At 42.9% G+C, this 13,973-nt stretch carries 14 protein-coding genes; 1 reads left to right on the top strand and 13 read right to left on the bottom strand.

Annotated elements, in window-relative coordinates; all coding sequences use genetic code 11:
* Nucleotides 1–103 precede the first annotated feature (103 nt).
* Nucleotides 104–397, bottom strand: coding sequence for a YxcD family protein (locus EIZ39_RS06585; protein WP_129198692.1), 294 nt, complete (start codon nucleotides 395–397; stop codon nucleotides 104–106).
* Between the two features lie 197 nt (nucleotides 398–594).
* Between EIZ39_RS06585 and yppF the strand changes: the two genes are divergently transcribed.
* Nucleotides 595–792: a YppF family protein gene (gene yppF / locus EIZ39_RS06580; RefSeq protein ID WP_129198690.1), complete on the top strand. Its 198-nt coding sequence runs from the start codon at nucleotides 595–597 to the stop codon at nucleotides 790–792.
* 71 nt (nucleotides 793–863) lie between these two features.
* Here the strand turns inward: yppF and EIZ39_RS06575 are convergent, their stop codons facing one another.
* The 12 genes from EIZ39_RS06575 to xseA all read right to left on the bottom strand — a co-directional run bounded on the left by EIZ39_RS06575 (nucleotide 864) and on the right by xseA (nucleotide 13,965).
* Nucleotides 864–1,889, bottom strand: a complete 1,026-nt coding sequence (locus EIZ39_RS06575; RefSeq protein WP_164984939.1) for a CAP domain-containing protein — start codon at nucleotides 1,887–1,889, stop codon at nucleotides 864–866.
* Nucleotides 1,890–2,055: 166 nt separating this feature from the next.
* Nucleotides 2,056–2,844 (bottom strand): sporulation transcription factor Spo0A, encoded by a 789-nt coding sequence (gene spo0A, locus EIZ39_RS06570; RefSeq protein WP_129198686.1) that lies wholly within the window; start codon nucleotides 2,842–2,844, stop codon nucleotides 2,056–2,058.
* Nucleotides 2,845–3,107: 263 nt separating this feature from the next.
* Nucleotides 3,108–4,427 (bottom strand): SpoIVB peptidase, encoded by a 1,320-nt coding sequence (gene spoIVB, locus EIZ39_RS06565; RefSeq protein ID WP_129198684.1) that lies wholly within the window; start codon nucleotides 4,425–4,427, stop codon nucleotides 3,108–3,110.
* Nucleotides 4,428–4,573: 146 nt separating this feature from the next.
* On the bottom strand, nucleotides 4,574–6,316 hold the full coding sequence (recN, locus tag EIZ39_RS06560) for a DNA repair protein RecN (protein WP_129198682.1): 1,743 nt from the start codon (nucleotides 6,314–6,316) through the stop codon (nucleotides 4,574–4,576).
* Nucleotides 6,317–6,332: 16 nt separating this feature from the next.
* The gene (ahrC, locus tag EIZ39_RS06555; protein WP_129198680.1) at nucleotides 6,333–6,782 is read right to left on the bottom strand and encodes a transcriptional regulator AhrC/ArgR; all 450 of its coding nucleotides are present in this window, start codon (nucleotides 6,780–6,782) and stop codon (nucleotides 6,333–6,335) included.
* Nucleotides 6,779–7,636, bottom strand: a complete 858-nt coding sequence (locus EIZ39_RS06550; RefSeq protein ID WP_129198678.1) for an NAD(+)/NADH kinase — start codon at nucleotides 7,634–7,636, stop codon at nucleotides 6,779–6,781. Before EIZ39_RS06550 ends, ahrC begins: the two co-directional genes overlap by 4 nt.
* A gap of 261 nt (nucleotides 7,637–7,897) precedes the next feature.
* A complete protein-coding gene (locus EIZ39_RS06545; RefSeq protein ID WP_129198676.1) occupies nucleotides 7,898–8,716 on the bottom strand; it encodes a TlyA family RNA methyltransferase in 819 nt (272 codons plus the stop codon).
* A complete protein-coding gene (dxs, locus tag EIZ39_RS06540; RefSeq protein WP_129198674.1) occupies nucleotides 8,717–10,603 on the bottom strand; it encodes a 1-deoxy-D-xylulose-5-phosphate synthase in 1,887 nt (628 codons plus the stop codon). It abuts the gene before it with no gap.
* 360 nt (nucleotides 10,604–10,963) lie between these two features.
* On the bottom strand, nucleotides 10,964–11,227 hold the full coding sequence (locus EIZ39_RS06535) for a hypothetical protein (RefSeq protein WP_164984938.1): 264 nt from the start codon (nucleotides 11,225–11,227) through the stop codon (nucleotides 10,964–10,966).
* A 248-nt stretch (nucleotides 11,228–11,475) separates the two neighbouring features.
* The gene (locus EIZ39_RS06530) at nucleotides 11,476–12,372 is read right to left on the bottom strand and encodes a polyprenyl synthetase family protein (RefSeq protein WP_129198670.1); all 897 of its coding nucleotides are present in this window, start codon (nucleotides 12,370–12,372) and stop codon (nucleotides 11,476–11,478) included.
* On the bottom strand, nucleotides 12,369–12,617 hold the full coding sequence (xseB, locus tag EIZ39_RS06525; RefSeq protein WP_129198668.1) for an exodeoxyribonuclease VII small subunit: 249 nt from the start codon (nucleotides 12,615–12,617) through the stop codon (nucleotides 12,369–12,371). The genes EIZ39_RS06530 and xseB overlap by 4 nt, the downstream gene beginning before the upstream one ends.
* Nucleotides 12,604–13,965, bottom strand: a complete 1,362-nt coding sequence (xseA, locus tag EIZ39_RS06520; protein ID WP_129198666.1) for an exodeoxyribonuclease VII large subunit — start codon at nucleotides 13,963–13,965, stop codon at nucleotides 12,604–12,606. The genes xseB and xseA overlap by 14 nt, the downstream gene beginning before the upstream one ends.
* Between the last annotated feature and the right edge of the window lie 8 nt (nucleotides 13,966–13,973).

Below are 13,973 nucleotides of genomic sequence, written 5' to 3'. Positions count from 1 at the left end.
TCGTATATGGATATTATTTTCCCCTGTTTAGTGAGGAAAATGCTCAAGGTAGGCAAAAAAAAGAAGGACACCCCAGTTATGGGTGTCCAACTCGTCCAAGTTATTAATACCTTGCGTAGGCCGTTATGCCTTCTTCTTCACTTAACATTAGCTCAAGCGCTGCACCAAAAGGATCCTTCTTCATTTGATCATGCAACCAGAACCGGATCGCTTCTATCATATTCGCCTCAATGAGGACTTGCTGTCTCTGTAAAGCAAAGACTTCAGCAGAAAAGCCGTATTGCTCATCCCACATTAATTCTACTTCAACGTCTTGAGGATTAACTTGTTTCTTATCCGCTATGTATAAACAAATGGCGTTTACGATATCCTGCTCAGCTAGTTTTATGGTTTCCATTGGCTTGGCTCCTCTTTTGTCTATTTTTTATATTATTATAGTATATCAATAGGAATACAAGCAAAAACCATTTGTGCATACGCTGTTATATTTTGTCGGAAGTTTCAATTTTCTAAAAGAAATAATATGATGTTGTCCATGATATGATGAATATAAAGGTATGAAAACGCTACCAATTAACAGGAGGGATTATTCTTATGACATTAGAAAAGATACTTAATGATTTTATTCAAGTCAAACAAGCGACCCCCTCAAATGTAGATGAGTTATTAGATTTTGCACAACGGAGCTATATACTTGGGCACTTATGCATCTCACAATATCAGAGCATTTATCGTGAATTAAATAAACAAGGAGCTCGAAAACCCGATTATCCTATACTCGCCGAAGCCTAATAGTGTGTATCAAAATGGCGGAAACCCAAAGGTTCCGCCATTCTTCATGAACTTAGTTTCCTGCTATATTTCTAAGGTGTAACAAATTTTTGGGTAAAGTACTCGCCTTCCACTCCTACACCTAAAGTCGTAAAGTCAGCTTGCAGTATATTCTGTCTATGTCCCAAGGAGTTCATCCAACCATGGTGCACTTCAATTGCATCCCTATACCCGGCAGCTATATTTTCACCTGCCATTCGGTATTTTACTCCCTGCTTTTTTAACCGATCGAAGGGACTTAATCCGGTAGTCGCGGAGATGTGATCAAAATACTGGTTACTCAACATATCCTTGCTATGAGCTCGAGCCACCTTGGCGGCTTGCTCATTCCATAACAATGGATGAAGACCCTGACTGCTGCGCGTTACATTAACCAGATCTAGGATCTGTCTCTCCAACCCTTCCCGCGCTTGCCTCTCCTCAGAAGCTGTCAAGATTGGCCCTTCTACCTTGGGAGCCTGCCCTGAATAGCTCCAACTCAATGCATACGTCCTACTTTTAACCACCAAGTCTTTTTCCATAAACCGTATGCCACTAATTTTCTGCTGGTTATGTCTATCTAGGTAAAAAATGACAGCGTGATCCTCAAGCCAGGCCAGTGGTCTCTCCTCGACCTGATTTTCCAGTGTAAATTTAGCACGATCATAGGAAAAGCTTACTTTCGATTCTAATTTCATTTCCTGCACACTCTTGTACTTCCATGATGAGACAGGAGAGTACAGATCAACTACCTTATTTTCCTTCATTCCTACCTGAATATACTTATCCAGTGATTTATTGTAGATCCACCACTCGTACCCAAGCAGGCTAAGATCCTTTCTGTCGGGTTCCCCCAATTTTTGCCTAACTTCTTTCGCATCTAAACCCAAGTGAATTCCGTATATCCCCTGATCTTTACCTGCTTCTTCTGGTTTAGCTAACCATTCGTCAGTTTTCCCTTGACCATTGCTAAGTGACGGTTTTTCACTTTTAATCTCTAGTCTTTCTGCGTGAGCACAAGAAGAAAAAACAACTAAGAGAAAGCAAGATAATAGGATCCACAATATTCTCGACTTCAAAGCTGTCCCTCCTATTTTGGCCGAAAAAAAAGCCTCCAAGCTGAAGTAAGCTTAGAGGCGAAATCTCAACCTAAACTATCCGTTGTAGTTTAGTTATTTATTTAGACGCGTAAGCTGTGTAAAAAGTTTCACCCTAGATGATGAAAATTTTAACCTGTTATTCCTTTCAGCCGACCCGATTCTCAATTCGCAGCTTATCTGCCACCATCGCAATAAATTCTGAATTTGTAGGCTTCGCTTTCGAGTTGCTCACAGTATATCCGAAGAGTGTACCAATAGAATCCATATTTCCTCGCGACCAAGCTACCTCAATGGCATGACGAATTGCTCTTTCTACCCGGCTTGCCGTCGTATTAAACTTCTTGGCAATATCCGGATAAAGAACTTTGGTAATGGAGCCTAAAAGTTCAACATCATTATAAACCATCGTAATCGCTTCTCTTAGGTACATGTAACCCTTAATATGAGCAGGAACGCCAATCTCGTGAATAATGGAGGTAATGTTCTGGTCTAGACTCTTCGTCTTCGTCGCAGCTGTAGGAGTCTTAATAACCGGTTTAATTGTATAGGAATTATTGCTTCCAGCTACTTGTCGGATCCGATTGGCCAGTACGTCCATGTCAAATGGCTTGAGAATATAATAAGATGCTCCAAGTTCAACTGCCTTCTTCGTCACTTCTTCCTGCCCGAACGCCGTTAACATGATAACCTTAGGCTGTTGACCGTTCGATAAGCTGCGAATATGTTCAAGAACTGCCAAGCCATCAAGGTGAGGCATGATGATGTCTAAAATAAGCACATCGGGAATACCGTCTCGCTCGAAGATCTTAAATACCTCGTTACCGTTAAATGCGATACCTGTAACCTCCATGTCTCCTTGACTGTTAATGTATTCCTTTAGCAGCTCTGTGAACTCTCTATTATCATCAGCTAAAACTACGCGAATGGTACCCAACTTCACATCTCTCCTTTATGTTAAAAAGTATCGCTCTCAATCACTAAGTATAGCTTTTCGACAAATGCCCATCGGTTTCCTGCCGTTAATCAAGAAATACATCAATATTTTTATTTATTGTTTCTTTTCGACCAATTTCAACGATTTTCGTCATTTTTCAGGCATGCTCATCCACATTATAATCAATATATTAGTGCCCAGTCCATTGGTTGGCCTTAAACTATCCTATGCATATTTCTGGGCAAAAAAACTCAAGGCGCAAATTAACTTGCCTTGAGTTTCTTTTGCCCATTGATATCAATTCCTGCATCTTGCAACATCCATTCAATAAACAGCCCATAACCTGATGTAGGATCATTGACGAATACGTGGGTAACAGCCCCTACAATGCGTCCTTTCTGGATGATCGGACTACCGCTCATCCCCTGTACAATGCCGCCTGTTTTTTCTAACAGTCGTGGATCCGTAACTTTAATAATCATCCCTTTTGTTGCAGGAAATCGTTGCTGAATAACATTGACAATCTCAATGTTAAATTTTTCAACCTTTTGACCATCAACTACCGTCATGATTTCCGCAGGTCCTTCCTCCACTTGCTCCGTTAGCGCAATCGGTAACGGTTCATTCACTAAATTATTGTCAGGATATTTGTCCATTTCGCCAAATATTCCAAACGGTGTGTTCTTAATAATGTTTCCTAACTTTTGCTTTTCGTTTTGAAAGATCGCAAATTTTTCTCCTGGAGCTCCATTCATTCCCTTTTCTATCGATGTTACACGGGACTGAACTACATGACCGTCGCCCACCACGATCGGTTTCCCTGTATCAATGTCAGAAATAACATGTCCTAAGGCTCCATACTTTTTCGTTTTTGGATCGTAAAAGGTTAGCGTACCTACCCCCGCTGCACTATCTCGGATATACAACCCCATCCTATAGGCGCTATCCTTAGCATCATGCGCAGGTGTAAGCTGAACTTCAATCTTTTCCTCTCCTCTTGCAACCAAGATCGTTAAGGCTTCTTTTTTCTCCCCCGCTTCTTTTACGAGCTTGCCTACCTCTTCAATATCATTAATGTACATGCCGTTGATCTTCAGAATCATATCCCCTACTCTAATCTTTGCTAATTCACCTGGGGAAATTTTCTCTGTACCTGTATCTACCAGATGATGACCGACGACAAGGACACCAGCTGTCTGTAGTTGAACCCCAATAGACTGTCCTCCTGGATACACCTTATATTCATCCAGTACGTTAACTTTTACTGTCTTAATGGGGACATTACCAACTTTTAACTGTAGTTCAGTCTCTCCGCTTTGCTTTGAATTGATGGTGACAGGGGAGCTATAATTAATACTTGCTTCTGTTGTGGAAGCTCCGTTAATATCCACTACATTGGGATTGCTTGCAGCAATGCTACCTGTGACCGGAAGGGAGAGCTTCAGCTGTTGAATTGATCCTTGAAAAAGACGAATTTCATCCGGAAGAGAGGCAAAATCCTGAAAAGGTGTGGAAAAAACAGCACAAATGGATAATACTAATAAAAGAAACCCTAGCCATTTTTTCTTAACTTGCTGCGTCAACGGGTATCACACTCCTACTTTCCCCTACCTACACCTCCATCGTGACTGTATCTATAATCTTGCCCTAGGCCACTTCATTTATAACTTAAAATCAAAGACAAATGAAAAGGAATCCCTGGAAAGTCAGGGATTCCTTAATAGGTATTTCAATTATGGCTTGGTTCCTGGATGTTCTCTTTGCTTTGTTCAGCCAGTTTTAGCATTTCCCTTGCATGGTTGCGAGTGGTTTCTGTTACCTCCACTCCCCCTAATAAGCGGGCTAATTCATTCACACGCTCTGCCTCCGTCAAGTATTCAACACGTGTCATGGTTTCTGTATCGCTGGCTGTCTTGGAGATGTAAAAATGAGCATCGGCCATGCAAGCCATCTGAGGGAGATGAGTAATACACAATACTTGTTTATTACGGGATACAGCAACCAGCTTTTCAGCGATAGCTTGGGCAGCTCGTCCACTGACACCCGTGTCGACCTCATCAAAGATTAAAGCTCCAATCGGTTCAAGATCTGCTAAGATAGCCTTCATTCCTAACATAATCCGCGATAATTCTCCTCCAGAGGCGATCTTGGCTACAGGTCTTAAGGGCTCTCCTGGATTCGGTGATATCATAAATTCCACTTCATCGATCCCGGTCTCTTTGACTCTGACTTTACTTCCGTTTACTTCAATACCCTGTTGATCATCCTGGTAGCGCACTTCAATTGAAAACTTTGCCTTTTCCATATGAAGATCCTTCAATTGTTCTTCAATTTTAAGACTTAAGTGCGCAGCCGCAATCTGTCGCTGAGTAGATAGTTCAACAGCCTCTATAGCAAGGTCTTGGGCAAGGTCTTTTACTCTTCCTTTAAGCGCAACTAACCGTTCCTCACGATTAACAATGGAATCTAATTCATCTTCTATGGAGGCTGCATATTCCAATATTTCTTCTACGCTTTTTCCATATTTACGTTTTAGTCGTTGAATTTCGCCTAGCCTATCCTCGATTTCCTGTAAGCGGAAAGGATCAAAGTCAAGACTATCTCGATAGGAACGTAATGATCTAGCTACTTCCTCTAATTGAAAGAAGGCTGCTTCAAGTTGAACTTGAATTTCATTTAAACTTTCATCGTAGGCTGTAATACTCTCTAGGTTCGATAAGGCTAATCCTACCCAATCTAGAGAGGCATGTTCTCCCGTTAGTGACGAATAGGCATCATCAATTCCCTTATAAAGCTTCTCACCGTTAACTAGGCGAATTTTTCCCTTCATCATTTCTTCATCTTCAAGAGGCTGTAAATTGGCCTCAGTAATTTCCTGAAGTTGAAAGGCAAGCATATCTTGCCTTTGTGCTAAATGTTGTTCGTTTTTTGCGAATTTGATATATTCGGAACGCGCAGTTCTGTAATCCCGATAAACTTGGCCATACTCTTCTTTACTTGAACGTAACTCCTCACCAGCAAATGCATCTAGCCAATTAAGGTGACGGTCAGCATCCATCAGAGACTGATGTTCATGCTGTCCGTGGATGTTCACCAACCAAGGCCCTACCTCTTTAAGAGTAGCTAGAGTAACCAACTGTCCATTAATTCGGCATATGCTCTTCCCCTGAGCTGTGATGTCTCGCTTAAGAATCAGCATTCCATCATCCGGAGGTTCGATCCCTAGTTGAGGAAGCAACTCGAAGAGAGGGTGATCTTGTTCCACCTCGAATAGCGCTTCAATCTCGGCTTTCTTCTCACCATACCTGACATAATCCGCGGAACCGCGCCCCCCCAACAAGAAGCCAATAGCATCAATAAGGATGGACTTTCCTGCACCTGTCTCTCCAGTAAGAATATTGAGACCTGTTTGGAACGGTATTGTTACATGCTTAATGACAGCTAAATTCTTTATTGTTAATTCAACAATCATAAAAAGGCCTCCAAGCCTAGAGCATATCTAAAAATCTTTTCGTTGATTCATCTGCTGCTGCCATATTTCGGCATATTATCAGGATGGTATCATCTCCACATATCGTACCGAGAATATCTTGCCAATCTAAGTTATCTATAAGAGCTCCAATGGCATGAGCGTTTCCTGGCATGGTCTTCATGACTAGTAGATTATCAGCTTGATCTATACTTACAAAACTGTCCATAAGTGTTCTTTTCAGCTTTTGCTGTGGATTGAATCTCTGATCAGCTGGCAGTGAGTATTTATACCGGCCGTCATTGGTAGGTACCTTAACTAAGTGAAGCTCCTTAATATCCCTAGATACAGTGGCTTGGGTAACGTTGTATCCGAGCTCACGCAAAATCTCAACAAGTTCGTCCTGCGTTTCTATATCGTTATTGACAATAATCTCACGAATTTTAATATGTCTTTGACCTTTATTCATGATGGATCCCCCATTAATTTTTTTCTAACAACCTCGAAGAAATTACTCTCATTCCATTTAATTAAGGACGTGACAAATGGAGATCTTCTTAAAACAATTTCATCGCCAATATTCAACTTTCTGCTGATTTGACCATCAATGGTTAAACCCATATCTTCGTGGGTCGAACCAAGTACTACTCGTATTTCCTCATCGACGGAAAGTACCATGGGTCTAGCAGACAAGGAATGGGGAGCAATGGGAGTAAGCAACATAACATTAAGATAGGGTGTTACAATTGGCCCACCGGCGGACAAAGAATAGGCTGTGGACCCTGTTGGAGTAGAAATAATAATACCGTCCCCATTGAAAGTTGTAACATATTTGCCCCCAATATAAACAGTGCACTCAATGATGCGGCTAAATGTTCCCTTGGCAATACAAATATCGTTCAATCCCTGATACTTCTCAATTACTTTTCCTTTTCGAACAAGTGCTGTTTGTATCATCATTCTTTCTTCCAAATAATATTCACCGGTTAACACCTTGTCTATCGCTAGTGAGAGATTCTCAGGCTCCGCTTCGGAAAGAAAACCTAAGTTTCCAAGGTTAATCCCTAAAATTGGAATGTCATACATGCATAATTCCCGGGCAAAACCGAGTAAAGTACCGTCTCCACCTAATACAAATAAAAGATCTACATGGCTATGGAATTCGGATAATGGGATGGCCAAATCCTCTCGCCCTATGAATTCTCCGACGAAAGGCTCAACATAGCATTGTACACCCCTTTGCTCTAATAATCGAATCAGCTCCGATACGAGCTGAAGAGCTCCGCTCTTGTCCTGGTTTACTGCTAATCCTATGGTTTTCACAAGGGTGAAGACCTCCCGTTCCTCTCTTAATTTATCTGCTAAGAGGTTTACTGGTTTCGTAACACCCTTCTATTATACATCTTTTTGTTTAATGGTGCATAAAAATACAGAGGAAACTCATACTTTTTCCTTTCAATTTGAAAGCAAGAAGTCGTTTCACAAGAGGGGTAGATAGGAGGAGAGAGGGTGCTTGCGATTAAGGGTTAAAAGTGAAGTCAAACAAGTAAAGAAGAGGCTGATCTTCAGCCTCTTCTTTTGTTTCTAAAGGGAAGCGTGAGCCATTTGGACCAATTGCCTAATGTCAGCCTCCGTAATGCTCTGCTCCGGTTGATGCTCTTTATTAAACCACTGTAAGTGCATGAGGAATTCAATATTCCCTTCCCCTCCTGTTATTGGAGAGTAATCAAGCCCTTTTACGACATACCCAAGCTGAGAAGCAAATTCGACCATAGTCATTAACACCTGCTCATGCGTCTTCGGTTCTCGTACAATACCGTTCTTCCCAACCAGTTCTCTACCTGCTTCAAACTGAGGCTTCACCAAGGCGACGACGTTTCCGCCTGGCTCAAGAAACGAAGCCAAAACAGGGAGTATGATCTTTAATGAGATAAAGGAAACATCAATGGTGGCAAAGTTAGGTCTGTCCCCTTTAAGCTGGTCAGGCTGTAAATGCCTGAAGTTCGTACGCTCCATCACAATTACGCGAGGATCAGATCTAAGTTTCCAATCCAATTGCCCGTATCCTACATCAATGGCATACACTTGTTTGGCACCATTCTGAAGAGAGCAATCGGTAAATCCACCGGTAGAGGATCCAATGTCTAGTACGACAGCATCATGTAGCGAAAGTTGAAAAGACCTGATGGCCTTCTCTAACTTTAGGCCACCTCGACTAACATAAGGATGAAGCTCCCCTTTTACACGAATGTGGACGGTTTCGTCTACTTTCGTTCCCGGTTTATCACATCGTTCTTCTTGTACAAAGACCAAACCAGCCATGATCGCAGACCTGGCTTTTTCTCGACTAGGGAAAAAACCTTTCTCAACAAGCAAAACGTCAATTCTTTCTTTTTTACTCATTTATGCTCTCTGCCTTTTCCTCGGCCATAAATTAATTGCCTGTTGAGCGATTCGCTCTGGCGTTAAGCCGATTTCTCTGCGCTGCTCAGAGACGCTTCCATGTTCAACATATTCATCGGGTATCCCAACAAGTTCTACAACCATATCATGATAGCCTTCTGATGCATAGAACTCCAGTACAGCTGAACCAAAGCCACCTGCGACGGCTCCTTCTTCCACGGTAATGATATGATAACCTTCCTTTGCAAGATGAAGAAGCAAATCTCGATCAAGAGGCTTAACAAATCGAGCATCCACCACCATAGGCTCAATGCCATCCTCCTTAAGAATCTCAGCTGCTTGTTCAGCAAGTTGCAACATATTGCCGAGAGCTAGAATCGCTACATGAGACCCTTCCTGTACAATCACGGATTTCCCAACTGGAATTTGCTGCAATTCTGCATCCATAGGAATACCGATTCCATTACCTCTTGGATATCTGACAGCAACAGGCCCCTTTTCATATTGTGTAGCTGTATAAATCATATGCTGGAATTCATTTTCATTACTCGGCATCATAATAACCATGTTAGGCAAACTGCGCAAAAATCCAATGTCATACACCCCATGATGGGTTTCTCCGTCTTCACCTACAAACCCAGCACGGTCAATGGCAAAGAAGACATTAAGATTTTGCCTGGCTACATCGTGCACTACCTGGTCGTAACCGCGTTGTAGGAACGTGGAATAAATGGCACAGACAGGTTTAATCCCTTGAGTTGCAAGGCCAGCGGCCATTGTAACAGCATGCTGTTCAGCAATCCCTACATCAAAAAATCGGTCTGGAAAGCGCTCAGCATACTTTGTTAATCCGGATCCACCAGGCATAGCCGGTGTAATAGCTACTACTTTAGGATCTGTCTCTGAGACTTTCATCACCGTATTAGCAAACACAGAAGGGTAAGAAGGAGGGCCTGGCTTTTTCATCATTTCGCCAGATTCAATCTTGTAGGGACTTACACCATGCCAGGTGTGGGAATCTGCCTCAGCAGGTGCATATCCTTTTCCCTTTTTTGTAATCACATGAACCAGAACAGGACCTTCCGTATGAGCCGCCTGATTCAGGCACTCCATAAGCTCTGGTAAGTTATGACCATCTATTGGGCCTAAATAGGTAAAACCGAGCTCTTCAAATAAAACACCAGAGACGAGCATGTATTTCAGGCTGTCTTTCACTCGCTCCGCCGTCTTGGCTAACTTCCCACCTACTGCTGGAATTTTGCGCAATAATGATTCTAACTCTTCTTTAGCCCTACGGTAATGCTGGTCTGTTCTTAGCTTTCCCAAATAATTGTGCATAGCTCCAACATTTGGGGCAATCGACATTTCATTATCATTTAAGATTGTAATCAGATTCTTCTTCTCATGACCAATATGATTAAGAGCCTCAAAAGCCATACCACCGGTAAGAGCTCCGTCTCCAATAATGGCCACAACCTTATTATTTTCCTTCTTTAAATCACGAGCAATAGCCATTCCCATAGCAGCAGACAAGGAAGTACTGCTATGTCCGGTTTCCCAAACATCATGCACACTCTCACTTCTCTTAGGAAAACCAGATAATCCCTTGTATTTTCGAAGGGTATCAAACCGATCAATCCGACCAGTAAGGATCTTGTGAACATAGGATTGGTGTCCGACATCCCAAATGAATTTATCAATAGGACTATTAAAAACATGGTGAAGAGCTAGGGTCAATTCCACAACTCCTAGATTCGACGCAAGATGCCCTCCCGTTTTTGAAAGCTTTTCAATGAGAAACTGTCGAATTTCCTCAGCCAGCTCTTCCATCTGAGGAATAGACAGTTGTTTTAATTTGTCTGGGGAGTTTATTTCTCTTAACAGCAAGGTAACTCCTCACTTTCGTATCATTTATAACTATGATTGCCAATTTATTCAACTCTAATAGTTATTTGGCTCAAACAATAACACTATGTTAACATAAAACATTTCTATCGACATCTTTTTTGTTATCATAAACGAAAAAAGCATTGCCCAGTACAGGACAACGCCTTAAGGCTTATGTAGCAAAATTGGATATCATTTAGAAGAGTGGTCACCCTGTAGGTAAACACTGTGGCTTGAGGTCCAGTAGGTTTTCCCAAGCAGGAACCAGAACGTTGCCGTTCTGGCGGTTTCCCTTTATACCCACCTCAATGCTGTCGCCATACATTGGACTGGATTACCACTTAGTCCACACTTTAATCCCTACAGGACTACGCATAAAGCGAACAGTCTAGGAGATTTCCTCAGCAGCCCTGAACATCCTCCTAGCCTCTTTTGCAGTGCAGGTTTCATACGGCACTGGATTACCGCATCTGGCCAAGGATAACGGCAAACTGAATCCCATACTCCCTCCGGCACCACGCAAGGCAGGCTACGCTGTACATCGACCGCATGCATTGTGTAGCCGACATACAGGTTCATACCCCAAGCCATAGCTGTACGTGCGCTTTTCGCCATACTACGCACTTGGGCCTCCGCGGAATCAGGGTCAACGCCCACATGCCATTGTGGATCGCCCCGAAACCTTAACCCCCAGCACAGACCCACGACTGGGCGTCGTAAGCCTCCACCAGGGACTTCATCGATGTGCCCTTTAGCGGATTTTTAGCCCCGCCTTCAGAGAAAGGGGACCGACTAGAATACTGCACCACTCTTCATCAACTTGGTATTATATCATACACAGAATCGTGTCTCAATGTGCGGGATCCAATGATCTACTTATCTCGTTTAATTATAAAATCAGCCAAAGCATCCAATACTTGCGTCTGCACTCTGGTCTTGCGAAGAGCCTGCTTCGCTTCCGTTACTAGCCGTTCTAGTTCAGCTTGACTTGCTTTTAACCCTATTAAAGCTGGATAAGTAGATTTCTCCTTAGCGATATCGCTTCCTACCGGCTTCCCGATCGTTGCTTCATCCCCATAGACATCAAGGATGTCATCCTGGATCTGAAAAGCGAGTCCAATATTGCGGGCGAACAGCGTTAATTGCTCCATCTGTTCCTCGTCTGCCCCACCTAATCGTGCTCCGCTGCGAACGCAAAATATGAGTAGATCTGCCGTCTTATGATGGTGGATATATTGCAGCTCAGGTAGCTCAAGTTGCTTGCCTTCCCCAAGCAGATCAGCCATCTGACCTCCAACCATTCCTTGCGGTCCAGCATACCTAGAAAGCTCACAGACAATGGACAAAATATGGGTTGGAGCAATCCCCAACTGAGCAAGGGAACAAACCGCTCGAAAAGCTTCTGTTAAAAGACCATCCCCAGCAAGGATGGCTGTTGCCTCACCAAACTTCTTATGATTGGTGGGCTTTCCCCTGCGAAAATCGTCATTATCCATGGCAGGCAGATCATCATGAATAAGGGAATACGTATGAATCATCTCGACTGCACAAGCAGCAGGCAAGCCGATATCTGGACTTTTCCCGAATGCTTCTAGAGTCGCAAGCAACAGGATAGGACGAATTCGCTTTCCTCCAGCATAATAGGAATATTCCATCGATTCCATCAGAGGCTTAGGCACTCCATCAGTTGGCAAAAAAGCAGGCAATGCCTGCTCAATATATCTTTGTTTCTCTATTAAGTATTCTTGAATATTAAAGACAGAGTTCACTTGCGATCCTCCTCGAGCTCAAGAGGCTTGAGCACCATGCCCCCATTTTCCTCTAATAAGGTCTCAATCTTCTGTTCCACTTTATCTAGTTTCTGACTGCACACCTGTGACAATAACATGCCATCTTGAAAGAGATCGATTGCCTTCTCCAGAGGAACTTCGCCAGCCTCCAGCATATCGACAATCTCTTCTAATTGCTTGAGTGCTTCTTCAAAGGTAAGAGCAAGCATTTCATTCTTTTCCATGGTTTTTCCTCTCTTCTAGCGCCCAAACTGAGCAATCTATCGTTCCATCCATTAATTTTACCTTTACCCCATCACCAGGGTCAAGCTGATGTATGGACTTAACTAATTCCTCGTTCTTATAGACCAAGGAATAGCCTCGACCCATAATCTTTAATGGGCTTAGGCCATCTAAGCGAGCCATGGTTAACAGCCAGTCGTTTCTTTTATCGCTAACGGTCTGAGAAGCAAGCTTCACGAGACCCTGTTGAATTCGTCCCAATCTTTCCCTATAATCCTTGAGTTGCTTCCCCGGATTATAGAATTGGAGTCGCCCAGTTGAAACGTTTAACTTTAATCTTCGTTCTCTATTAAATCGATGCATTCCTAAATAGAAGCGATCAACTAGTCGATCTAACTTCTGATTCGCGGATTCTACTTGTTTCTGCGGGTGCTTTAATACCAAGGAACGGTGTGCTCTCTTGAATCTCTCTTCGGATTGGTTCAGACGAGTCAATAACTTTGACTGCAACTTATCCTGCAACCAAGTAAGTCGTTGACGGAGTTCTAAAACATGAGGAACTGCCAGTTCAGCAGCTGCTGTCGGTGTAGCGGCTCGAATATCTGCCACAAAGTCAGCAATCGTGAAATCCGTCTCATGACCCACAGCAGATATGATAGGGATTCTGGAAGCAAAGATGCTTCTTGCTACAATCTCTGTATTGAACGCCCACAGTTCTTCAATAGAGCCCCCTCCACGCCCAACGATTAACACATCGATGGCGTCCTCACTCTTGTTCATCAACTCAATGGCTTTACTTATGGAAGAAGGAGCTTGTTCACCTTGGACTAAAACAGGTACCAGAATAATTCGAGCGATAGGGTAGCGTCTTCTAATCGTCGTAATGATATCTCGAACAGCAGCCCCAGTTGGACTCGTCACAACACCAATTGCACGCGGATAGACAGGTAACCCTTTTTTCCGATCGGGGGCAAAAAGCCCTTCTTCTTGGAGTTTTTGTTTTAACTGTTCGAAAGCTAGATAGAGGCTCCCAATCCCGTCCGGTTGCATTTCTCTCGCAATTAATTGGTATTGTCCACCACTCTCATATACAGAAATAGCTCCCCGAACAAGCACTTTGGTCCCATTCTTAGGTATAAACTTAAGATAACGGTTATTTCCTGCAAACATGACTGCTTTTAGCACCGCATCCTCATCTTTGACCGTAAAATACATATGACCACGGCTATGGTGGGTAAAATTCGAGATTTCTCCACGAATCCAGACATCCTGAAGCTGTGTGTTACCTTCAATAAGATCCTTTAAGTATCGGTTGATCTCAGCAACGGAATAAATATTACGATTCTCCAATACTTTTA

It is taken from the genome of Ammoniphilus sp. CFH 90114 (assembly GCF_004123195.1).
Taxonomy (GTDB): domain Bacteria; phylum Bacillota; class Bacilli; order Aneurinibacillales; family RAOX-1; genus YIM-78166.
This window is presented reverse-complemented; position numbering and strand designations above follow the sequence as displayed.

Coding starts and splice junctions, on each gene's coding strand:
- xseB (WP_129198668.1), bottom strand. CDS start 12,617: ATGGAAAAGAATGAAATGCTTGCTCTTACCTTTGAAGAAGCACTCAAG.
- EIZ39_RS06545 (WP_129198676.1), bottom strand. CDS start 8,716: ATGAGTAAAAAAGAAAGAATTGACGTTTTGCTTGTTGAGAAAGGTTTT.
- yppF (WP_129198690.1), top strand. CDS start 595: ATGACATTAGAAAAGATACTTAATGATTTTATTCAAGTCAAACAAGCG.
- recN (WP_129198682.1), bottom strand. CDS start 6,316: ATGATTGTTGAATTAACAATAAAGAATTTAGCTGTCATTAAGCATGTA.
- ahrC (WP_129198680.1), bottom strand. CDS start 6,782: ATGAATAAAGGTCAAAGACATATTAAAATTCGTGAGATTATTGTCAAT.
- EIZ39_RS06585 (WP_129198692.1), bottom strand. CDS start 397: ATGGAAACCATAAAACTAGCTGAGCAGGATATCGTAAACGCCATTTGT.